This window comes from Thermococcus paralvinellae (genome assembly GCF_000517445.1).
Taxonomy (GTDB): Archaea; Methanobacteriota_B; Thermococci; order Thermococcales; family Thermococcaceae; genus Thermococcus_B; species Thermococcus_B paralvinellae.
The window spans coordinates 244,382-266,754 of sequence record NZ_CP006965.1; the positions used below are offsets into that span (position 1 = coordinate 244,382).

Annotated in this window: 26 protein-coding genes; 17 read left to right on the forward strand and 9 right to left on the reverse strand. The window is 39.6% G+C overall.

Translation table 11 applies throughout. The annotated features are described in order from the left end of the window. Position 1 precedes the first annotated feature (1 nt). On the reverse strand, positions 2–1,015 hold the full coding sequence (locus TES1_RS01350) for a coiled-coil domain-containing protein (protein ID WP_042679530.1): 1,014 nt from the start codon (positions 1,013–1,015) through the stop codon (positions 2–4). Continuing rightward, positions 1,002–1,349 carry a hypothetical protein gene (locus tag TES1_RS01355; protein WP_042679533.1) on the reverse strand — a complete coding sequence of 116 codons (348 nt, stop codon included), beginning with the start codon at positions 1,347–1,349 and terminating at the stop codon, positions 1,002–1,004. Before TES1_RS01355 ends, TES1_RS01350 begins: the two co-directional genes overlap by 14 nt. Before the next feature lie 145 nt (positions 1,350–1,494). Here TES1_RS01355 and TES1_RS01360 point away from each other — a divergent pair, with 145 nt between their 5' ends. The 6 genes from TES1_RS01360 to TES1_RS01385 are packed head-to-tail and all read left to right on the forward strand — an operon-like array spanning position 1,495 to position 5,261. Then, positions 1,495–1,845: a prefoldin subunit beta gene (locus TES1_RS01360; RefSeq protein ID WP_042679537.1), complete on the forward strand. Its 351-nt coding sequence runs from the start codon at positions 1,495–1,497 to the stop codon at positions 1,843–1,845. 37 nt (positions 1,846–1,882) lie between these two features. Then, positions 1,883–2,194 carry a DUF3194 domain-containing protein gene (locus TES1_RS01365; protein ID WP_042679541.1) on the forward strand — a complete coding sequence of 104 codons (312 nt, stop codon included), beginning with the start codon at positions 1,883–1,885 and terminating at the stop codon, positions 2,192–2,194. After that, entirely contained in the window at positions 2,172–3,149 is a 978-nt protein-coding gene (locus TES1_RS01370; RefSeq protein ID WP_042679543.1) for a DHH family phosphoesterase, read from the forward strand. Before TES1_RS01365 ends, TES1_RS01370 begins: the two co-directional genes overlap by 23 nt. Then, a complete protein-coding gene (locus TES1_RS01375; RefSeq protein ID WP_042679545.1) occupies positions 3,150–3,476 on the forward strand; it encodes a hypothetical protein in 327 nt (108 codons plus the stop codon). A gap of 5 nt (positions 3,477–3,481) precedes the next feature. After that, entirely contained in the window at positions 3,482–4,552 is a 1,071-nt protein-coding gene (locus tag TES1_RS01380) for a hypothetical protein (protein ID WP_042679547.1), read from the forward strand. After that, a complete protein-coding gene (locus TES1_RS01385; protein ID WP_042679549.1) occupies positions 4,536–5,261 on the forward strand; it encodes a tRNA-binding protein in 726 nt (241 codons plus the stop codon). Before TES1_RS01380 ends, TES1_RS01385 begins: the two co-directional genes overlap by 17 nt. Here TES1_RS01385 and TES1_RS01390 read toward each other — a convergent pair. After that, positions 5,258–6,094, reverse strand: a complete 837-nt coding sequence (locus TES1_RS01390; RefSeq protein ID WP_042679551.1) for an aldo/keto reductase — start codon at positions 6,092–6,094, stop codon at positions 5,258–5,260. The two genes, TES1_RS01385 and TES1_RS01390, sit on opposite strands and share 4 nt — an antisense overlap. Positions 6,095–6,259: 165 nt before the next feature. Here TES1_RS01390 and TES1_RS01395 point away from each other — a divergent pair, with 165 nt between their 5' ends. After that, a complete protein-coding gene (locus TES1_RS01395) occupies positions 6,260–7,402 on the forward strand; it encodes an RNA ligase (RefSeq protein ID WP_042679553.1) in 1,143 nt (380 codons plus the stop codon). Between the two features lie 30 nt (positions 7,403–7,432). Here the strand turns inward: TES1_RS01395 and TES1_RS01400 are convergent, their stop codons facing one another. Beyond that, entirely contained in the window at positions 7,433–8,026 is a 594-nt protein-coding gene (locus TES1_RS01400; RefSeq protein WP_042679555.1) for an RNA ligase partner protein, read from the reverse strand. A gap of 53 nt (positions 8,027–8,079) precedes the next feature. On the opposite strand from TES1_RS01400, the gene TES1_RS01405 reads away from it, so the two are divergent. After that, entirely contained in the window at positions 8,080–9,288 is a 1,209-nt protein-coding gene (locus tag TES1_RS01405) for a hypothetical protein (RefSeq protein WP_042679557.1), read from the forward strand. A gap of 105 nt (positions 9,289–9,393) precedes the next feature. Here the strand turns inward: TES1_RS01405 and TES1_RS01410 are convergent, their stop codons facing one another. From TES1_RS01410 to TES1_RS01425, 4 genes are all read right to left on the reverse strand, one after another. Beyond that, entirely contained in the window at positions 9,394–11,685 is a 2,292-nt protein-coding gene (locus tag TES1_RS01410; RefSeq protein ID WP_042679559.1) for a TRAP transporter permease, read from the reverse strand. Between the two features lie 2 nt (positions 11,686–11,687). Next, on the reverse strand, positions 11,688–12,134 hold the full coding sequence (locus tag TES1_RS01415; RefSeq protein WP_042679560.1) for a DUF1850 domain-containing protein: 447 nt from the start codon (positions 12,132–12,134) through the stop codon (positions 11,688–11,690). A 13-nt stretch (positions 12,135–12,147) separates the two neighbouring features. Beyond that, on the reverse strand, positions 12,148–13,182 hold the full coding sequence (locus tag TES1_RS01420; protein WP_042679562.1) for a TAXI family TRAP transporter solute-binding subunit: 1,035 nt from the start codon (positions 13,180–13,182) through the stop codon (positions 12,148–12,150). A 140-nt stretch (positions 13,183–13,322) separates the two neighbouring features. Next, a complete protein-coding gene (locus tag TES1_RS01425; RefSeq protein WP_227738500.1) occupies positions 13,323–15,236 on the reverse strand; it encodes a KamA family radical SAM protein in 1,914 nt (637 codons plus the stop codon). 360 nt (positions 15,237–15,596) lie between these two features. On the opposite strand from TES1_RS01425, the gene TES1_RS01430 reads away from it, so the two are divergent. The 9 genes from TES1_RS01430 to TES1_RS01470 all read left to right on the forward strand — a co-directional run bounded on the left by TES1_RS01430 (position 15,597) and on the right by TES1_RS01470 (position 21,905). Further along, positions 15,597–16,415 carry a D-aminoacyl-tRNA deacylase gene (locus TES1_RS01430; RefSeq protein WP_042679564.1) on the forward strand — a complete coding sequence of 273 codons (819 nt, stop codon included), beginning with the start codon at positions 15,597–15,599 and terminating at the stop codon, positions 16,413–16,415. Positions 16,416–16,547: 132 nt separating this feature from the next. After that, positions 16,548–17,669: a cell division protein FtsZ gene (gene ftsZ / locus TES1_RS01435; protein WP_042679567.1), complete on the forward strand. Its 1,122-nt coding sequence runs from the start codon at positions 16,548–16,550 to the stop codon at positions 17,667–17,669. A 101-nt stretch (positions 17,670–17,770) separates the two neighbouring features. Continuing rightward, positions 17,771–17,944 carry a protein translocase SEC61 complex subunit gamma gene (locus tag TES1_RS01440; RefSeq protein WP_042682640.1) on the forward strand — a complete coding sequence of 58 codons (174 nt, stop codon included), beginning with the start codon at positions 17,771–17,773 and terminating at the stop codon, positions 17,942–17,944. 16 nt (positions 17,945–17,960) lie between these two features. Next, positions 17,961–18,419 carry a transcription elongation factor Spt5 gene (locus TES1_RS01445; protein ID WP_042679569.1) on the forward strand — a complete coding sequence of 153 codons (459 nt, stop codon included), beginning with the start codon at positions 17,961–17,963 and terminating at the stop codon, positions 18,417–18,419. Between the two features lie 13 nt (positions 18,420–18,432). Beyond that, on the forward strand, positions 18,433–18,927 hold the full coding sequence (locus TES1_RS01450) for a 50S ribosomal protein L11 (RefSeq protein ID WP_042679571.1): 495 nt from the start codon (positions 18,433–18,435) through the stop codon (positions 18,925–18,927). Positions 18,928–19,014: 87 nt separating this feature from the next. Continuing rightward, positions 19,015–19,665: a 50S ribosomal protein L1 gene (locus TES1_RS01455; RefSeq protein WP_042679573.1), complete on the forward strand. Its 651-nt coding sequence runs from the start codon at positions 19,015–19,017 to the stop codon at positions 19,663–19,665. Positions 19,666–19,670: 5 nt separating this feature from the next. Further along, positions 19,671–20,690, forward strand: a complete 1,020-nt coding sequence (locus TES1_RS01460) for a 50S ribosomal protein L10 (RefSeq protein ID WP_042679575.1) — start codon at positions 19,671–19,673, stop codon at positions 20,688–20,690. 48 nt (positions 20,691–20,738) lie between these two features. Further along, positions 20,739–21,053, forward strand: a complete 315-nt coding sequence (gene rpl12p / locus TES1_RS01465; RefSeq protein ID WP_042679577.1) for a 50S ribosomal protein P1 — start codon at positions 20,739–20,741, stop codon at positions 21,051–21,053. A gap of 99 nt (positions 21,054–21,152) precedes the next feature. Next, positions 21,153–21,905, forward strand: a complete 753-nt coding sequence (locus tag TES1_RS01470; protein WP_042679579.1) for a hypothetical protein — start codon at positions 21,153–21,155, stop codon at positions 21,903–21,905. Here the strand turns inward: TES1_RS01470 and dcd are convergent. Beyond that, a complete protein-coding gene (dcd, locus tag TES1_RS01475) occupies positions 21,882–22,355 on the reverse strand; it encodes a dCTP deaminase (RefSeq protein ID WP_042679581.1) in 474 nt (157 codons plus the stop codon). The two genes, TES1_RS01470 and dcd, sit on opposite strands and share 24 nt — an antisense overlap. Between the last annotated feature and the right edge of the window lie 18 nt (positions 22,356–22,373).

A 22,373-nucleotide genomic window follows, 5' to 3' on the forward strand; every position in this document is an offset into this window, starting at 1 on the left:
GTCATATAGTATACCCTTTTTCCTCCAATTCCTTCATTCTCTTAATAACTTCATTCTTCATTTTCAAAAGCTTCTCTTTTAGTTCTTCAATTTCCTGTTCTTCTCTTTCTAACCTTTTCTCCTTTTCATCGAGTTCTTCTTTTTTTCGAAGATATTCCCTAATGAGAGTATTCAAATAGCGTTCTTGGCTCATTAATTCTATCAGCTTCTTGTTTATTTTATCTTCCTCCTCTTTGAGTTTTTTATACTCTTCCTCTATTTTCCTTCTTTCAACTTGTATTTCCTCTAATTTACTATTCAACAACTCTTCTTTTTCACGAAGCACGTTTTCTTTTAGCTTCAATCTTCTAGCCTGCTCTTCTAGTTCTTTTTGAAGCTCTGCTAGCTTTTCTTCTTGGGCTTTTAATTTTTGTTCCATAACCTTTATTTGTTGTTCTTTTTCAGTTATTTCTTCTTTTTTGGCTTGAAGCTCATTCAATTCAACTAATATGGTTTTAACTGTATTTTCAAGCTCGCTTTTTTCCTTGTTTAGTTTTTCGATCTCTGAAATTAGAGCATTTAATTCCTCTTCTTTTTTTATTTTTTCTTTCTTTAACCTCTCTATTTCTTCTTTTAATTTCTCGAATTCCTCTTTTAATGCGTTTTCTTTTTCAATAAGACGCATTCTTTCCTCTTTTAACATGTTCACAACACTCATAAGTTCTTGAGTTGCTTTAATTATTTCAGTATTTGTTGGTTCCAAAGTAGTGGCCATTAAAGCTTCGAGCCTTTCTCTAAGTTTTTCAGCTTGTTTTACATCTTTTTCAATTACATCTATTAAGTTTTCAACCCCTAAGATTGTTTTCTTAAATAGAGTTGACAACTTTCGCTGATTTTCGGAAATCTCAGGTAATAATACTAGGGTTAATTCTTCTTTTGAAAGCTTTTTGCCTTTCTTTATTTTTTCCACAATTTTCTTTATGTCATCTGAATATTCCCCGTATTCTCCTATAAGTTCAATATCAATTTTTTTCATTCTTAACATCCTCCTTACTTCCAACTTTAAGACTGAATTTCAGTGCAGACACTTTACTATCTAGCTCACCAATAAGGCTTAGGAAGTCTGAATATTGTTTTTCAAGAAAACTAGTTAAAAAAAGTAGTTTGTCTAGTTGGATCTCCAAAACCTGCCTCTCTTTTTTAATTTCCTCGGATATTGTGTTAACCATCCTTCTTAAGTCTTGTATTTCAGACCTTAGCTGGGTAATTTCTTTTTGCAGTGTATATATGGTCACTTCATAATTTTCACTTTTTTCTTTAAGCTTATCTTCGGACATGATTTGCTTGGTTTCTGTACTTTCTTTCCTCATTAATTATCACCACACTGGAAAAATATTCCTAGTAAATTTTGGAAGTTTTCTCATTTATGTTTTTTGCTGTTGAGCTAAAGTGGAAAAACTATTTAAATAGTCCAAAAGAGTATAAAGCGAAAATTACGATTATGGAGGTGTTGAAATGCAAAATGTTCCCCCACAAGTTCAGGCTTTATTAGGGCAGCTTGAGAGTTATCAACAGCAGTTACAACTTGTTATCCAGCAAAAGCAGAAAGTTCAGGTTGATTTAAATGATGCCAAGAAAGCTCTTGAGGAGATTGAAAAAGTTGAGGAGAATACTCCGATTTACAAGACTGTTGGAACTCTAATAGTGAAAACCAGCAAGGCTAAAGCTGTTGAAGAACTCAAGGAGAAGATTGAGACCCTTGAGGTTAGGCTAAACGCTCTTACAAGACAAGAACAAAAGCTTAATGAGAAAATCAAAGAACTGACCCAAAAAATACAGTCAATGCTTAGACCAACAGCTGGCTGATTTTCTGCTTAATTTTAATCTTTGTTTGGTGGGTGAGATGACAAAGAGAGTTATTCACATTGGACTACCAGAGCTTAGTGAAGATGAGCTCATCGCTTTAGGAGAGTTAGCTCAAGAGACTGCAATTGAATACATATTTGAGCATCTAACAAGGAGTGAAGTGAAGGACATAGAAGTTACAGCGAGGATAAATAAGGAAGAAACCCTCGATTTGGAACTTGAGATATACCTTGAGGTGCCGATATTTGTGAAGGTTGATGTTGATAAGCTAGTTGAGGAGGCTTTGGAATTAGCCTATGAAAAAGTTGAGGAAAGGTTGAGGGAAATTGCGGGGCAAGATAAAACTTAAGCGATTTTTGGAAGAAGCAAAAGAGAGAAAGTACTCTTTTCTGCTCTTATGTCATCATAATGCTGATCCAGATTCATTGGGTAGTGCAATTGCTTTCTCTAGATATCTCAGCACTATAGGTTTAGATAATCGAATTGGTGTTGCCCAAAGTGTCTCTTCTTATGCCAAGCGTTTGTTATCTTTTGCAGAAGTAGAAAAAGACCCCCAAGTTAAAGAAGACGTGGTTGTTATATTTGATACTTCATCAATTGAACAGCTTGAACCTGTTGAAATTCCAAATGATAAGTTTGTAATTGTAATTGACCATCACATTGAGAAGAAGAATCCAATAAAAGCTCACATAAGAATTGTTGATTCTTCAAGAACATCAACAGCTGAAATAGTGTGGGAGCTCTTAAAATATTTTGACTTTTATGATGAAATTGCAGCAAAAGCAATACTTGCAGGAATAGCGACAGATACGGCTAGTTTTAGATATGCAAATGCAAGGACATTCAAGACTGTAAGCGAAATTCTTGAGCGATTCCCAATCCAAATGGGAGAAATATACAACTTAACAGCTCCAGTAAATGATGAGAACATTGACCAAGCGAAGAGGATGGCCATTTTAAAAGCATGCCAGAGGATGGAAATTAAAAAATTCAGAAAATACGTAATCGTGACATCCAAAGTCTCTGCTTATGAATCTTTAGCATGTAAAGTCTTTCTCCAGCTCGGTGCAGATGTTGCGATAGTGGGGAGTGAGAAAAAGGGTGTTAGGATTTCTGCAAGAGCAAAGGAGCATTTAGTGAAGAAAGGACTCCACTTAGGCAAAATAATGGAAAAAGTTGGCCCAATCATTGAAGGCTCAGGCGGAGGACATGCTGGAGCTGCCGGAGCAAATGGTAAGAGAAATCTTGATGAAGCCATTAAGTTTTTAGTGAAAGAAATTGAGAAATTTTTGAGGGGGATTTAGATGGCGAGATGTCCAATTTGTGGAGAAGCATTAAAATGGGAAGAACTAATTGAGCAGATGCTCGAACTTGAGAACTTTAGTGAGCTGTTGGCTGATAAGGAAGCATTTATTTCTGCATTTGAAGGATTTGTTTTCACATGTCCATATTGTAAGGAGGAATTTTATGGGAAACATCTTGAAATTAAAGAGGCAGAAAAAGTCTTTGAGTTGTTAAATGATTTTAAAGGTGGAATAGATTATGAGAACAGGAAAGTTAAGTTGAAGCTTACCAATCTGCTTGCTCTTGACGTAATGCTTGAGGAGTGGGATAGAAGAGTTAAGCGGTGAATGGAATGGGTGATGTTAGAAAACTCCTTAAAGAGAATAAAATAAAAGATGCTGTAGAAGTCGCTCTTAAGATGGAAAACACTATTTTAAAACTTGAAGTCTTGGCTTATATTCTAAGGTCTGTTGATAACAGAGATTACCAAGAGTTTATTTTTTCTCAAATGTTCGAGGCTGCTGAATCCATGGATAACCTCCAGGATAAAGCAGTTGCCTATGCTATACTGGCGTATTCCGCGTATATCATGGGAAAGGGAAAAGTTGATGAGTCCCTCTTCCAAAAGGCGCTTGATCTTGCTAAGTCTTTGCCTTATCATTCGTGGAGAGCTGAAACTTTAGCTGATATAGCATATTATATGGCAAAAGCAGATTTATTTGAAGAAAGCCTCAGGACATTTCTCTTGGCTTACAATACAATACGAGACTCAAAGGAGCCATATTCCATTGTGGTATCAGTTCTTTCAAATATTGCAAAGCGATTGGTTAGAGTAGGGGATAGTATTTCAAATAGGGTTGCTGTTCAATTCTACAATCTTGCAAAAGAGATTTACTTGTCAATTCGCTTTAGGACTCAGGCAAAGCTAGTTGATGAAAAAATAAAATTCGTTCAGAAGGTTCTTAAACAAAAAAACCTGGCTGTATTAGAATTTCTTGGACAGGGGGATATTGATAAAGCTATTGCTTCAATAAGATATCTCGAACCAAAAGAGAGAACATTGGCTCTTTTAGAAATCTCTCATTGGCTATTTTTGCATGAAAAAGAAAAATTAGCCAGGAGAATATTGTCGGACGCTTTTGAAATGATGCTAACTGGAAAGTTTAAACCCGATGATAGAGAGCTAGTGAAAATTGCTCAGAAATTTATAAGAATAGGACTTTTTGATGATGCATTGATATTAGCCAAAATCATTGAAGATAAAGAGAAAGCTTCAGAAGTTTTGGGTAATATAGCCTTGGCATATGCTCGCTTTGGAAAGAAGGAGAAGGCCCTTTCAATAGCTGAGGGCATTCAAAACGAAATCGTTAAGAACAAAGTCCTAAAAGCTCTGAAAGGTGAAGAAGATGTGGGACACAAGTAAGGATTATCGTTTACTTGTTTCAGAAAAAGCTGTCGAGCTATTCTTAAAGACAATTGAGCATGCTAAATTTAAAGGCAGATGGGATAAGAAGAAGGCAATAAGATTAGCCAAGGAAATGCTCCCTGAACTGCAGGCTATGAGATATTCATACCTTGATCCCAAGGAGCTCATTGATACTCCACAAATGAAGGCCCTTAAAGAGAAAGCTCAGGGGATAATTGAGGCACTTGGCGGTGAAGACTGGCATCACAAGTTCTTAAGCTTAGCTGACAAGAGCGAAAAAGAGAAAGTAGAGGAAGCAGTTGCTAAAGTTAGATTTTTCCTTAACACAATACTCAACTTGGACAAGAGGTTGGCTTTAGGAAAAATCAATGACCCAGTAATTGCTGTAGATATAAAAGTCGGTGAGGTCATGAGCGTTGGAAAGCATCCAAATGCTGACAGGCTTTTGGTTTGTAATGTAAACATTGGTGATAGAGCAATAACAGTTGTTACGAATGATTTGACAGTTAAAGAAGGGAACAGGGTGGCTGTTGCTTTGTTGCCACCAGCAAACTTCAGAGGAATTATCAGCGAAGGAATGTTCCTTGGCGCTGGAGAAGGAGTACTGAAAGATGTAAAAGGAGAAATTGGGGGATTACCTAAGGGAATTCCGCTCGATGCCTTGAAGGAGACGAGGAACTTGGTGGAGGCATTCTTGAAAAGCTAAACACACTCTCTTGCTTTCTTTAAATCTTCTCCACTTAAACGCCATCCCATAGCACCAAAGTTCTCCCTTAGATGTTCCTTATTGCTGGCCTTTGGTATTGCAATTACATTTTCGTGCCAAATTAAATAGTTCAGTGCAACTTGAGTTGCTGTTTTATTGTACTTCTCCCCTATTTTAGCTAAACATCGGTTATATGCTAACCTTCCCTTTTCTAAGGGCGTGTATGCTATCAGAGCTATTTTTTCTTTTTTCATATACTCGAGAAGTCCCGTCTTTTCAACCCACCTGTCCATCAGTGAGTACTTCACTTCATTTGCCACTATCTCGTACTTTCTCATAACCTCTTGACTTCTCTTTAAGAGCTCTAAGTCAAAGTTGCTGACACCGATGTATCGTATGAGACCTTCATCAACCAAATCTTCCAATGCCCAAAGTGTCTCTTTAATTCTCTCAAAATCCTCAATTGGCCAGTGAAGTAAATAGAGGTCAATATATGTTCCAAGTCTCTTTATGCTGTTCTGAGCAGCTTTCTTTGCTTTTTCATAACCAAAATTGGTGGGCCAGACTTTGCTAATTATAAAAATACTCTCCCTTTCATATTTCCTAATGGTCTCTCCAACTATTTCTTCGCTATGTCCAGCACCATAGAATTCGGCAGTGTCGATTAGGTTAATGCCTAAATCCAAACCGTAGCGTAAAGCTTCGACATTTTCTTTGTCTTTTGAATAATCAGCTCTCTCCCTTCCACCTATGCCCCATGTGCCCATTCCTATTGCTGTAACCTTGTCATCTACTATTTTCTTTAAGTCATTAAATGGAATCACTCTCTTCACAATATTCACCTGAAATTAATTTTGTATCAAAGCCTTATTAATCCAATGCTAAAGGTTATATTGAATGATGAATACGGGGCCGTCTGAGTGGTGATGAGATTTCCCCAATGCTGATATTCCAAAATCTATATATTCCTTCATCTTTAACTTTACTGTGGGATGAAAATGGTAAGCTTGTACTTCAAACACATTCTCCTCAAGCTTGGACTTGATGAAGAGAGAATAGAGACTCTAGAAATGAAAGGTGGCATAGTTGAGGATGAATTTGAGGGTTTACGCTATCTTAGGTTTAAAGACTCAGCCAAAGGTCTGAGAAGAGGAACGGTTGTCTTTAACGAATCTGACATTGTTCTTGGATTTCCCCATATAAAGAGAGTTGTCCATCTAAGAAATGGTGTAAAAAGAGTTTTCAAAAGCAAGCCGTTCTATGTGGAGGAGAAAGTTGATGGTTACAACGTTAGAGTCGCTAAGATTGGAGAAAAGATTTTGGCTTTAACAAGAGGTGGTTTTGTTTGTCCGTTCACTACTGAAAGGATTGGGGACTTCATAAACGAGCAATTCTTTAGGGATTACCCTGATTTAGTTCTATGTGGAGAGATGGCTGGTCCAGAGAGTCCATATTTAGTCGAAGGTCCGCCATATGTTGAGGAAGATATTCAGTTTTTCCTCTTTGATATCCAAGAAAAGAGAACTGGAAGGAGCTTACCAGTTGGGGAAAGGTTAAAGCTGGCTGAAGAATACGGCATTCAGAGCGTTGAAGTCTTCGGTCTCTATAGCTATGAAAAGATTGATGAACTTTACGAATTGATTGAGAGACTCAGCAGGGAGGGACGAGAAGGCATAGTCATGAAAAGTCCGGATATGAAGAAAATCGTGAAGTATGTAACGCCCTATGCAAATGTTAACGACATAAAGATTGGCTCAAGGATTTTCTTTGATTTGCCTCACGGCTACTTCATGCAGCGCATAAAGAGGTTAGCATTTTATATTGCAGAGAAGCGCATAAGGGGAGAGGACTTTGATGATTATGCAAAAGCCCTTGGAAAAGCTTTGCTCCAGCCGTTTGTGGAGTCAATATGGGATGTTGCGGCTGGCGAGATGATTGCTGAGATTTTCACGGTTAGGGTAAAAAGAATTGAGACCGCTTATAAGATGATATCTCATTTTGAGAGAATGGGGCTTAACATTCACATTGATGACATTGAGGAACTTGGCAACGGCTACTGGAAAATTACATTCAAGAGGGTTTATGACGACGCAACTAAGGAAATCAGAGAGCTTTGGAATGGACATACTTTTGTGGATTAATGATGAGAAGAGGGGAAGTTTCCATCCTTTTTAACTCTTCCCAACCTTCTCCACAAGCTCATCTAATACCTCCTTGAACTTGGCGGCATCTACCCATTTAATCCCCATTTTTTCAGCCCACGTTAAAATGCCAACATCAGCTGAAACTATTATCGCATCAAGCTCCTTAGCCAACAAAATTAACTCAAAATCCTCCTTACTGTCAACTATCCCCTCACGTAGCGCCTTCCGATAATTTCTGCGAAGTTTTTGGATAATCTTATCAACATTATCTGTATCAAGGACACTTTCTCTTACGGCTTTCTCCGCAACTCTTAATCCCTTATCAATCCTCCTCCGTATATCTTCAATCAGCTCATAGACTACAAAAGCTGGGATTTTAATATCGTGAACATTTGGAGGCTTCTTTACTATGTAAAGCTCAACATCGGGAGAAACTTCACTCTCATCAACAAAGTGCATAACCTCTCTATAAATCCCAGGAGACATATAAAATTCTACTCTACCAAACAGCTTTTCAGCATATTCTAAAAACTTCTTCATAGCTTCAGTTGGTGTTTTGCCAAATTTTGCCCTGACATCTGGGTTGACAAAGATACTTGTATCAAGGACAAATCGAATCATTGCAACCACAAGTTTATTTAGTCCTTTTTGGTTTAAAATCCTTAGGTGATAAAATGAAAGTTGGAGTTATCTTTGGGGTTAGCGAAATTGCAGATCCAAAAAAGTTTGAGAAAAAAGCGTCGCAGTTTTTAACAAAGCTTTCTGAGGAGTTTGAAGTTGTTGGTGGGGCATTTATTTCAACGAAAAAAGAGTTCAAAGACCTCAAGGGGGAAATAGATTTCAATAAAGTCGATGCAATTGTGTTATATCCCTTAACTGGTGGAACTGAGAATCCACTAAAGGAGTTTGCAATTTACAGAAAGCCAGTAATACTCTTTGGAGATTCTTTCAACAACTCAATAGCAGCTGCCGTAGAGATTAGGGAGTATCTCAGGGATAGGCTTATACCTTCAACACTAGTTACGAGCTATGAAGAGCTTAAAGCTGCTCTTCTTGGCTATGAGGACATGAAAGAGATACTAGACAAGTTCCTAAACTTGAGACTAGGTTTGATTGGTAGAATTTCTCCATGGCTTATCAACGAGAAGTTTGAGCTGCCTTATATCCATATAAGCTTAAAGAAGTTCTATGAGTATTACGAAGCCACAACAGAAGCGGAAGGGTGGAAAGCTGTTGAGGACATTATTGCAAAAGCGAGAGAAATTAAAGAGCCTAACAGAGAAGATCTTGTGAAAGCTGGCAGAATTTATGTTGCACTGAAAAGAATTATCGAAGATTACAAGCTTGATGGATTTACTATAGGTTGCTTTGATTTAATCGGGAAGATTAAGGCAACACCCTGCCTAGCATTAGCAATGTTCAATGCCGAAGGAATACCAGCAGCTTGTGAAGGAGAGCTCAATTCTCTACTTGGCATGACAATAGTGAGAAAATTCTTCAATAAACCAGCTTTCATGGGCAACATAGCTGATTATGGGGAGGATTATATAATCCTAGCCCACTGTACAGCCCCTCTAATTGCAGGCTATATATTAAGGTCTCACTTTGAGAGCGGTATGGGAGTTGGTGTTGAAGTTGATCTTCCCAGGAAAAAAGCATCTCTTCTCAAGATACGAGGAAGAAAAGCTGTTGTAGCTAGTGTCACAGTAGCTGAAAGGGAAAGGAGCGAGCAGAGATGTAGAACTCAGCTTAAGCTTAAGATTGAGGATGCTAAAGACTTCGTTGATGGTACATTAGGAAATCATCATCTTTTGGTTTATGTTGACAGTGAAGAACTGGCTGATTTATTAAGTGAGCTTGGCTTTGAAGTCATGCTCTACTGATCTTCTTTTTTTAATTGATCTTTTAGAATTCTTCTTATGTTTGGTGAACTTTATGTTCATTAAAACATGAAAAAAGAGAAAACTAAGAGACAAAATTACGAGGAACTAAAACTTCCTCGCATATATTATGACTCCAACAAGTGAAAGGACTACTAAGGCTACTGGAATTGGATGAAGGGTTGCTCCAATGAGTCCTAATGCACCAAGTATAACTCTTATCTCCTTTCTTATTGGTTTCTTGTAGTAGCCTGTGATTGCTATTGCTAGGAGATACATAATGAGTATTGTTGCTATGAAGTAGTAGAGGACTCTAAGTGCAACTTCAGGTGTCCATTGTTGAACTGTAATAAGGAACATCTCTGGGTGGCTGAAGTATATATATGGTCCAACATAACCTGCTAAAGCATATTTAACTGAATTAGTTGCTGTCTTCCAGAAGTCTCCTCCAGCTAGTGCCGAACCTGCATAAGCTGCCAGAGCAACTGGCGGCGTCAGGTCTGCAAGTATTCCAAAGTAAAACACGAAGAAGTGTGCTGCTAAGAGAGCGATTGGTGTTCCATAGCCCGGGACTGATGCAGAGTAAATTGGATTGTTCGCTACAGCGTTAAAGACTGCTGGAGCTGCAACTAATGATGTAATGACGTAATTTGCCGTTGTTGGCACACCCATACCAAGGATGAGGCTGAATATCATTGCCATCATTAAGAGCAACAGCAGATTTCCTCCTGCCAAATCAACAAGCTTGTATCCGAGAGATGTAACCAATCCAGTCATTGTGAGAACTCCTTGAATCAAACCAGCACTTGCTGCTGCGAGCATGACTGTTGTACTTGTTTTACCAGCGCTTATCATTGATTCATAAGTTGCTGAATACATTGCTTTACCGCCTTCTGTCTTGGATTTGTATCCGACTATAAGGGAGAATATTATTCCAAAGACACCACTCATTAGGAGAATTTCTTCCTTTCTCATGTAGAGAATCTTTCCAAGAGCAATGAGAAAGATAAACAGCATGCTGATATAGAACTTTTCATTGAAGTGCACCATGTCAGTTGCAACTGCCATAATTATGAGAACTAGACCGAGTAGTAGCAATACTATACCGACAGGCTTTGCTATTTCCTTCCCAGTAAACATTAGGAGAGTTGTGATAAGAACTGTTGCTACATAAAGGGACTCATGTCCAGGAATTTCGTCTTTTGAAATCCATGCGACCCAGATTGCAATACCCAATGAAGAAACTGCTGCAATGTGTGGAGCAATTCCCCATACTAACGCAACGGTAATCACAACGATTGGTAACAGTATATATAGTTTCCTTAGGAAGTATTTAATAGGTTTAAACTGGTCTCTTGGCATTCCTTTCAAACCTAAGCGTTTGGTTTCAAGGTCAATAAACAGATAGACACCAGAGTAGTAAATCAACGCTGGTAGTACTGCTGCAATAATCAGCTTGTTATATGGAACTCCCAAGAACTGGGCCATAATGAACGCAGCAGCACCCATGACTGGAGGCATCAGCTGACCTCCTGTTGAAGCCACAGGCTCAACAGCACCAGCTATCTCGGGTGGATAACCAGCCTTTTTCATCAGCGGGATTGTGAATGTTCCTGTTGTTAAAACGTTAGCAACTGAACTTCCACTTACTGTTCCCATCATACCACTTGAAATAACTGCTGCTTTTGCTGGACCACCTGGTCGAGGTCCAAAGATTGATATCATGAACTCCGTAATGTAATCACTCACTCCAATTTTCAGTAAGAATGCGCCAAAGAACACGAATGCAAAGACATAAATTGTCATAACGTAGAAGGGGATTCCGAAAATACCTTGGTCAAGATAAAGATACTGAGCTATACGAGTCCAATTAAATCCAGCATCTTTAATTCCATAAAGCAGGAATACTGTGACTATTGTTGGCAAAATCCATCCAATAGCTCTTCTTGTAGCTTCTAAGACTAGGATTATAGCCAAGAAACCAAATATAACGTCAGTCTGATTGACATCATAGTAGACCATGTAGGTAGGCCATCGCCAGAACTTATAAAAGGCCGCTGCTAGTCCAAGAATTATCAGTATATAATCTATGAGCTGCACTTTTTTGAGATATTTGTCCTTCTTGATGATTGGGTATCTTAGGAAGGCTATGACAAATATCATACCTAAGACAAATGCCATTATCTGCTGATCTTGGAAGTCCAACTTAAGAGCCTCTATTTTGATGCCCAATTTATCAAACAAGGAGTACACTGAAAATGTAAAGTTAAATATAAACAGAATCTCAAAGAGACCAATTAGTATTGCTGCAGCTTTTACAATATTTTCTAACTTTGGGGGTAGTGTTCTTGTTTTTTCTAGCACAATTTTTTTCCCGTTCTTCTCAATTTCTTCTCCCATAATTAACACCTCCTACTTATTATCAAAAAAATTGGAACCTTCTTAACTTCAATCTTCATGATGCCCTCCTCTTTAGGCTGTACGAACACAATTTTCTCATCAATTTTTACGGTAACATTATTAACTGGAATAAACCAGTATTCCCATGATTTGCCAAGAAATGTATTCAAGTTCTTCACATAGAAACTACCAGCTCGATAATCGAAATCTATAGGTTGTCCTGCAAGGAATTCCTGCCATCTTTCTTGGAGAGCGTATATACCATCCTTTGAAATTCGATATGTATCTATAACCCTAGTTAATGAAACACTATGAGTGTAACTAATTTCCAGTGTGGAATTTGAGCTGAGAGGGTAATAACATACGTTCCCATTAAATTCTATCCCAATTACGGAGACAGGAAAAAGCAGTATGAAGAGAAGCAAGAAAAAAAGAAAAGATTTCTTCAAGAATTTCACCTCATCATCCTTTAAGTTCGTCAGGTACTTTGATTCCATGCTCTTCGTAGTATTTAACTGCTCCTGGGTGGAGTGGAACCATGAGACCCTCAAATGCATGCTTCATGTCAATCTGCTTTGCAACTTGATGAGCCTTGGCTAGCTCGTCAATGTTTTCGTAGAGAATCTTGGTAATCTCGTAAACGACTTCATCTGGTAAGTCCTTGTGAACAACAAGGGTTGATTTAACTGCTATTGTTTGTGTGTCTTCAGTCATTCCCTTGTATGTGCCAGCTGGGATTATTACCTTGACATAGAATGGATATCCCTGATCATGGAGCTTCTTGATGACGTCATCTGGAATTGGGATTAATCTGACTGGAACTTTAACTGCAATCTGATCAATAGCTGGAGCCGGATAAGCGATAACGGTAAACTCAGCGTCAACTTGGCCGAGAACTAAGCTCTGTGCTGCCTCTTCGAAGGTTTGGTAAACTGGCTCAATCTTGTCCCAGACTCCAGCAGCTTTGAGCACTCTCTCGGCTGTGGCAGCAACACCACTACCAGCGGCACCTACGACAACCTTCTTACCAGCTAGGTCTTGAAGGGTCTTTATATCGCTGTCTGCTCTAACGACTATTTGAACTGGCTCGGGGTATAGTGTTCCGATACCTCTGAGAACCTTAATTGGGTTGCCCTCAAACTGGTATTTTCCTTCCCAGGCATACCAAGTAACGTCGTTCTGAGCTATAGCTACTTGAGCTTCCCCTTTCCCTATAGCCTTACAGTTGGCAACGCTTGCACCACTTGTGACAGCTTTGGCAGCAATTAAGTTGCTCTTTTTGTTTATGACTTTTGCAAGCATTGAACCAATGGCAAAATAGACGCTACCAGGACCAGAGCCAGTATAGATAGTGATTTCATACTTTCCTTCGTCGTTCTTTGTTACAATTGGAGCCTGTGTTTGTGTGCCTGTTGTAGTTTCTTTTTGGGTACATCCAGCGGCAACTAAAGCCAACACCAAAACAAAAACTACACCCAAAGCTTTCCACTTTCTCATTTTTAACCACCTCATAGGGAATGGGGGACTAAGCCCCCAACATCCTAAGTATTTACAAAGTTAAACATTATATATTTTTTGTTTTTTTGGAGGATTTACATGTAAGTAAACAAATGAAAGAGTGAAAGAGCGAAAATTTTTCAGTAGTAATACCAGATTGTCCAGTAGTCATTGGGATCTTCGCCAATGCTCTCAAGGTATTCGAGGTATTCCTTGATTGGTACATCTGGATATGTATAAAGCTTAGTTTCGCTGATACCCTTCTCCCATGGGTGCATCAAGTATATTCTGCTTCCATCTGGTCTAATTCCAACTAATTCCCTATCCTGCCATGCTCTCAAGTGGTTCTTACCCATTCTCGGGACGTTAAAGACAGGTTCGTCTGGTCTGAATTGTCCAGGCAATAATCTTGCTTCTTCTTTTCTTTCTTGGACAACTCTGGCTATTGGGACGAGATAATCTTTCTGCTCAATCTTACCCTTTGGATAGAAGGTGTAGTATGGATCAATTCCTACTTTTCTTAGTGCAATTCTCAATGCTACATTTTCGAATCTTCTGCTAACATTTCTCTGGTAAACCAGCTGATTGTAGATGTAAATTCCTTGCCTTCTAATCTTATATGCTGCTTCTGCTACTTCTGGTGTTACTTCATAAGCAGTCTCGAAGTGGGTTGAAATTGAGACATTCCTCTTTCCTGGCTCAATATAGCTTCCGAGAATTTCTGCCAAACTGTCGGTGATTCTCATTGGAACTGTTACAAAGATTCTGCTTCCCCATCTGATGTTAACAACATGATCAAACTCTGAAAGTCTGCTCATAATTTTATCAATTATCTTGTCACTTAGAGCTAAGGGATCTCCACCGGTAATGAGGACATCAAGCATTGATTCGTGTTCTCCAAACCACTCTATTGCTGCTTCAATTTTGTCCCATCCTGGGAATGAGCCGGCCATAAATGGCTCAAGGACTTCCCAGTTTCTCTGACAGTAAACACATATCTGTGGGCATGTGTCATAGGCTTTGAGAATTGCTATCGTAACATATCTCCTTGTAACAAGGTCAATTGGTGAAGTGTCGTGCTCACCCATGAAGTCGAAGTAATATTCTCTATCTTCCCTGTGCTGGAGCATGTTTGAGACGTACCATGTGGGTGGCATGACTTGTCTTCTTACGTGCCTGTCTTCCTTGTATGGATTTTCAAAGTCCCAGAGGTGCAAGTAGTGTGGGGTTATACCCCACGGGATACCATATTTTACGGCTAGTTCTACTTGCTTTAAATCCTCCTCAGGGACTTTAACGATTCCAAGTTCGTTAAGCTCTCTGAGAGTCTCAAGACCTTTCTCTCTCTTTAGTACATGAGAGAACTGCCATCTATAGTCGAACCATTCATCTTCTGTTATGCCCCAGTATTCCATCAGCTTCTCTCTCTGTTTCTTCCTCTTTTCGATGATATGCTTATCAAGACCGCTTGGGTACTTCTTGAGGTATCCTTTTATGTATTCCCACACCTTGTCAAGGTATTCTGATCTCATTAGTGCAGCTTTTCTACCCTTAATCTTGCTGAAATCAACGAACTTAACTCCAGCAGCTTCAAGCTTTGGTCCAAGCCAGCCCTTTGAGTATCCAGCTACTCCAGCCATAGCTTTGAAGAGATGCTTAAACTCTTCAACAAAGCCCTCTGTTATAATGCTTAGAACTCTTTTATCGCCTTTTGCTGCTTTCCAGAGATATTCAAGGGTTGAGAATCCAGCAGCTTTTTCACCATATTCAGAGATTATGTTTAAGAATACATTGATAGCTTCAATTGCAAGCCATCTGTCCATGGCATCAACTTTAATTTCTCCGTTCTTGTACTTCCACAGCAAATCTTCAGCAAACTTTCTGAGCTTGTCTCTTGCCTCTTCAAGTGTTTCGCTGGTGAGCAGGATCTCTTTAATTTCGGGAAGAGGTTCAAAAATTTTCAAAAAATCTTCATGATTGACTCCTTGTTTTAGACCCCATGGAGATTCTTCAACATTAAATGTCGAAATAGCACTCTCCATTTGTTTTTCCATATGGATCACCTCATGCCCACGTATGGGCATTAATGCCTCTCAGGTAATCATTGTACATATTCCATCATTGAGGCAGTTTTACAGATGTTAGTGGATATGTGTGGTATTATATATTTTGCGTTTACAAGCTTGTAAAACATTACAAATTTCAAGTTTGAGATTTAATATAACGAAAAAATTTTACATATTTGCTTATTTTTCCTTAAAAATTTGCTGAACTTTTCTAGATACATAGGCTATGAGCTAGTTAAACTTTATAAATGTAAACCTCATCAAGCTTAGAGGATTTTATTGAGTGTGGTATATTTTCACAAAATCCTTTTAATGTCTGAACATTTGCAGTTTTTTGGAGGTGTTAAAATGGAAATCATAATGACAACTAAGATTGACTTAGCATCAATGAATATAAAACAAAAACTAATTGAGAACTTTGGGTTTGGGGAGAGTGAAGATAAGTTTGACGGAAACATTGTATATAGGAAGAACAACATTCTAATTCTCACAACAAATCAGGAAATGATATATTATGATCATTTAGATAAAGAAATTGAAAAACAACTAAATATAAAACCAGAGCTCATTATTTTTGCTTCAAGGCATTCCAGCAAACAGAAATTACCTGCTTTAACTACTCATGTTACTGGGAACTGGGGAGAAGCTATGTATGGAGGGAAAGACAACAGCTTGGCTATAGCCCAACCGAGTGCAATGAAATTGGCTTTGATGAAGATGAGTGAGCTGAATGACTTGGGATGGACGGTATGTTATGAAGCAACACATCACGGACCAAGTGAAGTTGATGTTCCTTCACTCTTCATTGAAATTGGTTCAAGTGAAGAAGAGTGGGTTAATGATAGAGCCGGAGAAATTCTGGCAGAAACAATAATGCATGTTATCAAAAATTACCAAAAGACGAACTTTAAAGTTGCTATTGGGATTGGTGGAGGACACTATGCTCCAAAACAAACAAAAGTTGCTCTGAACTCAGACATAGCGTTCTCTCACATAGTACCAAAGTATGCTCATCCCGTATCTAAAGACATGCTGCTAAAAGCTATTGAAAGAACGGCTGAAAAAGTTGAAGCAATATATGTGGATTGGAAAGGGAGTAAAGGAGAAACGAGGCAACTAGCAAAGTCTTTGGCAGAAGAACTTGGATTGGAGTTTATCAGAGATTAGCCAGACAAAACCTTTAAAGTCTCTCATCTTCAAACTTAAGAATTAGCTGTGCAATCTTAGCTAAAATTTATATATTGCTTTAAACTACAGAATTTACCAGGTGCTAAATTGTTTCCCTGGGAGGGTGAAAAGATGCTAAAGTTAATTGAAAATGCAATAGAAAGAACTTCCCAAGAAGTGGGCAAGGTAAATGAAGTACAAGTTCCTCAAAGCGATGTTGATGAGGAGCTTAGAAAGATTTTGGAACAGATACAGGCAAAAATATATGTGGTCGGTGTCGGTGGCGCTGGTTGTAACACAGTTAATAGAATGATGGAAGTTGGTGTGCAAGGAGCCAAGATTATAGCAATAAACACTGATGCTCAAGATTTGCTTAAAGTTAAAGCTCACAAGAAAATACTCATTGGTAAGGATTTAACAAGGGGACTAGGTGCTGGAAACAATCCTAAGATTGGTGAAGAAGCAGCAAAAGAAAGTGAGAAAGACATCAGAGATGCTCTTGAAGGAGCGGATATGGTTTTCATTACTTGTGGTCTTGGTGGTGGTACTGGAACTGGCGCAGCTCCAATAGTCGCTGAGCTGGCAAAGAAGATGGGGGCCCTAACAGTTTCCGTCGTTACATTACCGTTCACAGTTGAGGGTATTAGAAGAATCAAGAATGCTGAATACGGTCTTGAGAGGCTCAGAAAGAACAGCGATACTGTGATTGTTATCCCAAATGACAAGCTCATGGAAGTTGCGCCAAACTTGCCAATTCACTTAGCCTTTAAAGTTGCTGATGAAATTCTTGTCCAAGCCGTTAAGGGTATCACAGAGCTCATTACAAAGCCTGGCTTAGTTAACCTTGACTTTGCTGACGTCAGAGCTGTTATGAAAGATGGCGGTGTTGCAATGATTGGTATCGGTGAAAGCGACAGCGAGAAGAGAGCACTTGAAGCTGCAACACAGGCTTTGAACAGCCCATTGCTAGATGTTGACATCAGTGGAGCCAAAGGTGCTTTGATAAGTATTGCTGGAAGTGATGTCAAGCTTGAGGAAGCACAGCAGATAATTGAACTAGTCACAAGCAAGCTTGATCCAGAGGCACAAGTAATCTGGGGAATCCAACTTGATGAGGAGCTCGGCAAGACCATAAGGGTTATGGTTGTTGTTACGGGTGTAAGCTCTCCATATGCTGTTGTAGAAGAGGAAACATCATATTCTTTTGAGGAGGATGAGAAGAGGGTTATTCACCTTGATTTAGAGGAGCTCTAGTCTCTCTTTTTACCCCAAACTTTTAAAACCTTAACCCCCACCTAAGATTAAACAAGATTTAAAAACCCAATGAGGTGTTAGATGTGCCAGTAGAAGAATACATGGAAAAGCTTAAAAACTTCTTATCAGAGTCCAAAAGGGTCTTATTAGTCACAAAAAAACCGAGCAGCAGAGAGTATAAAATGGCCGCAAAAATTACTGGTCTTGGAATAATCCTAATTGGCTTAATAGGCATGATTATTCGTATTATAGGCATCTTGATAACAGGCCAATGACTTTTTGGTGATAAAGATGAGCGACAGCAAAATATTCGCAGTAAGGGTTACAGTAGGGCAGGAAGAAACAACAGCTAGGTTAGTTTACAGTAAAGCAAGAACATATAATTTACCAATTTATGCAATATTAACCCCTTCAAAGGTTAAGGGATACATTTTTATTGAAGCGCCAAGCAAGAGTGCAGTTGATGAGGCAATAAGAGGAATAAGACATGCAAGAGGAACTCTCCCTGGAGAAGTTGCGTTTAGTGAGATTGAACACTTCCTTGAGGAGAAGCCAGCTGTCAGTGGCTTCGAGCCAGGAGACATAGTTGAGCTCATTGCTGGTCCATTTAAAGGAGAAAAGGCCAAGGTCGTTAGGGTTGATGAGGCAAAGGATGAAATTGTAGTTGAGCTCATCGGTGCAATAGTTCCAATCCCTGTTACAGTTAGGGGTGAATACGTTAGACTTATAAGCAAACGGTCAAAGGAGTAGAGGGGTGAAGAGAATGCCAAAGCAAGTTGTTGAGGTTTTAGTTGAGGGTGGTAAAGCTACTCCTGGTCCTCCACTTGGTCCGGCTATCGGCCCACTTGGGTTAAATGTTAAGCTCGTCGTTGACAAAATTAACGAGGCAACAAAGGACTTTGCAGGGATGCAAGTGCCAGTGAAGATTATCGTTGACCCAGCAACAAAGCAGTTTGAAATTGAAGTCGGTACACCACCAGTTAGCCAGCTTATTAAAAAAGAGCTTGGACTCGAAAAAGGTTCAAGTGAGCCAGTAAGAAACATTGTTGGTAACCTAACAATGGAGCAAGTGATAAAGATAGCAAAGGCTAAGAAACACCAAATGCTTGCTGCCGACCTTAAAGCAGCGGCAAAAGAGGTTATTGGGACAGCTTTAAGCATGGGAGTTACAGTTGAGGGCAAAGACCCAAGAGTTGTGCAGAAGGAGATTGATGAAGGGCTTTACGACGAGATATTTGCAAAGGCTGAGGAGAGCTGATTTAGGGAAAAGTTTAAAAGCTCCTCTTTTTACGAAATTTTGATTTTTCAATTCAGCTTAAATAAAAAAAGATTGGAGGTCAGAAAAATGGCCTTTGACAGGCAAAAAATCGTGGAAGCGGTGAAGGAGGCTAAAGCCCGGGCTAAGCCGCGTAACTTCACACAGACTGTCGAAGTGGCAGTAAACCTCAAGGATATTGATCTTAGGAAGCCTGAGAATAGGTTTAAGCTTGAGGTTGTTCTGCCACACGGTAGAGGGAAGGACGTGAAGATTGCGGTCATCGCTGATGGTGCCGTTGCCGAGGCGGCTAAAAAGCTCGGGCTTGATGTTATTAGTGGTGAGCAGCTCGAGGAAATAGCTAAGAGTCCAAGGGAAGCAAGAAAGTTGGCTAGAAAGTACGACTTCTTCATTGCTGCAGCACCATTAATGCCAAAGATTGGTAGGTATTTGGGTAGATACTTAGGTCCAAGAAACAAGATGCCCGTGGTTGTTCCTCCAACAATGACAAACTTAGAGCCAATTGTCAACAAGCTCAAGAAAACTGTAAGAATACAGCTCAAGAACAATCCAGTCGTTCACGCACCTGTTGGAACTGAAAAGATGAGCGACGAGGAATTGGCAGAGAACATTGAAACAGTCCTCAATGCAATCATTGGTAAGCTTGAGAGGGGAGAGAACCAAGTCAAGTCAGTGTACGTTAAGACAACAATGGGCCCAGCTGTAAAGGTGGAGGGGTGAGGTAAATGGCTCACGTCGCTGAATGGAAGAAAAAGGAAGTAGAAAGACTTGCTGAGATCATCAAGAGCCATCCAGTAGTAGCATTAGTTGACGTCGCTGGAGTACCAGCTTATCCTCTCTCAAAGATGAGAGAAAAGCTTAGAGGAAAAGCGTTGCTTAGGGTCTCAAGAAACACACTCATTGAGCTTGCAATCAAGAAGGCAGCAAAAGAACTTGGAAAGCCAGAGCTGGAAAAGCTTGCTGATTACATCGAAGGAGGAGCTGCAATCCTTGCAACTGATATGAACCCATTCAAGCTCTACAAGCTCCTTGAGGAGAGCAAGACCCCAGCTCCTGCCAAGCCTGGCGTCCCAGTTCCGAGAGATGTTGTTGTCCCAGCTGGTCCAACCCCACTATCACCAGGTCCAGTTGTCGGTGAGATGCAGGCTTTGGGAATTCCAGCCAGGATTGAGAGAGGTAAGGTTACAATCCAAAAGGACACAGTTGTTTTAAAGGCCGGGGAGATTATCACTCCACAACTTGCAAACATCCTTAACAAGCTTGGCATTGAGCCCCTTGAAGTTGGTCTTAACTTGCTTGCAGCTTATGAGGATGGAATCATTTACACACCAGAAGTCCTTGCAATTGATGAAGAAGAATACATAAACATGCTCCAACAAGCTTACATGCATGCATTTAACCTGTCAGTCAACATAGCATATCCAACAGCCCAGACAATCGAGGCAATCATTCAGAAAGCATTCCTCAACGCAAAGAGCGTTGCTGTGGAGGCTGGATACATCACAAAAGAAACCGCTGGAGACATATTTGGCAAGGCATTCAGAGTTGCTCTGCTCATAGCACAGCAGTTGCCAGAGGAGTTACTTGATGAGAAGACCAAAGAGCTTTTAAACCAACAAGCTCAATTAGCAGTTGCCGCTCAACCTCAACCACAAGAGGAGAAAGTTGAAGAGGTTGAGGAGGAAGAAGAGGAAGAACCATCTGAGGAAGAGGCCCTCGCTGGATTGGGGGCATTATTTGGTTGACGCGCATCTAATAATTGAAAACTAAAGCTAATTTGGAGGTGTAAGGAGATGGAGTATGTATACGCTGCTTTATTGTTACACGCCGCTGGAAAGGAAATAACTGAGGAGAACCTTAAGGCTGTGTTGGAAGCTGCAGGAGTTACTCCAGACGAGGCAAGAATCAAGGCATTAGTTGCTGCACTTGAGGGAGTTAACATCGATGAGGTCATCGAGAAGGCTGCAATGCCGGTTGCAGTTGCTGCTGCCCCAGCTGCCGCCCCTGCCGCCGCTGAGGAAGCACCAGCTCAGGAAGAGGAGGAAGAGGAAGAAGAGGAAGTAAGCGAGGAAGAGGCTCTCGCAGGACTTGGAGCTCTCTTCGGCTGAAGTCTCTCTTTTTCCTTCATTCTATTCCTTCATTTCAAATTTTCTCTTCAGCATAAAACTGATTTTCTTGAAATGGGTCTTTTTTATGGTGGAGTAGTTATGGATGAAATTCTGCCCCCAGATATTCGAAAGGAAGAAGAGAAAGGTATTGATGAGTATCTTTCAGAAGGGTTTAATTTAATCCTCTCGAATCCTAAACTCTTAATTCCATTCATTGTCCCCTTGCTGGTTAACATTATCTATGGAATTTATCTTCTTGAGCATTTCTTTGTAGGATGGCCCCTTGTTTCAATAAAGCTCTCAGAGACTTCTATCTTGAATTGGAAACAATTTTTGATAGTGTCAATATTCGTGGTCATCATAATCATGGTGTTTATGCTATGGGGAGTTGAGGTAATTGCTTATTTTGTAGTAAAAGAGCGAAACATTTCTAAAGCGTTGTTTTTTGGAGCAAAAAAGTTGCCAGTAACTTTTGTGAATTACATAATTCTCTTGGTAATTGTCTTTGTTTTCTTTACTCCTATTGTCGTTGTTCACTCTCTATGGTTTATTCTTGTCTATAGCTTTTTAATCGCTGTCCTTGTATCTCCTTTAGTCTTTCTCTTACCGCCAATAATAGTGGAGAAGAACTTTGCAGTGATCGAAACCTTTGTACTCTATAAGAAAATCTTCAAAAAGAGCTTAATTCTGGGACTTCTTTACTCTCTTGTCTCATCCGCAGTTAGTTCTTTAATTCCAATAATTGGGGGAATATTAAACACCGCCATTGTTATTCCAGGATTCGTTGCTGTATATTCACTCCTCTATAGGGATTATAAGGAAAAAGAATCAGGGTTTCTTCCTTCTCTTTGATAAGGCTAAATGTTGGCTTCCTTGATAGTTCCCTCTGTAAGGACTTGATGTCGGTGCCTCCAATCGGTGAAACACTATTTGGACGAATCTCTCGCCATATTCAAGTTCAATTTCTTCATTTGAACCATTAAAAATCCCTAAAGTCAAATTCCCATCCCAGCCGGGATCTACCCATGCAAAGCTTCCAATCAGCCCTTCTCGTGCTAATGAGCTTCTTAGCCTCATCTCACCCATAATATCATCTGGTAGTCTAACTCTCTCAAGAGTCAGAATTAGAGCATATTCTTTAGGTGGAATAATGACTTTTCCTTCTTTTTTGACGTCAATGAACTTTCCATTTACTATGGCTTCATTACCTACTCTTAGGTCATATCCCGCGGGCTGAAGGGATTTTTCACTAAATGGTTCAATTAAAATTTCTTTTCTGATTTTCCAATCTGGCAGTATCATTTGATCACCGTAAGCTTT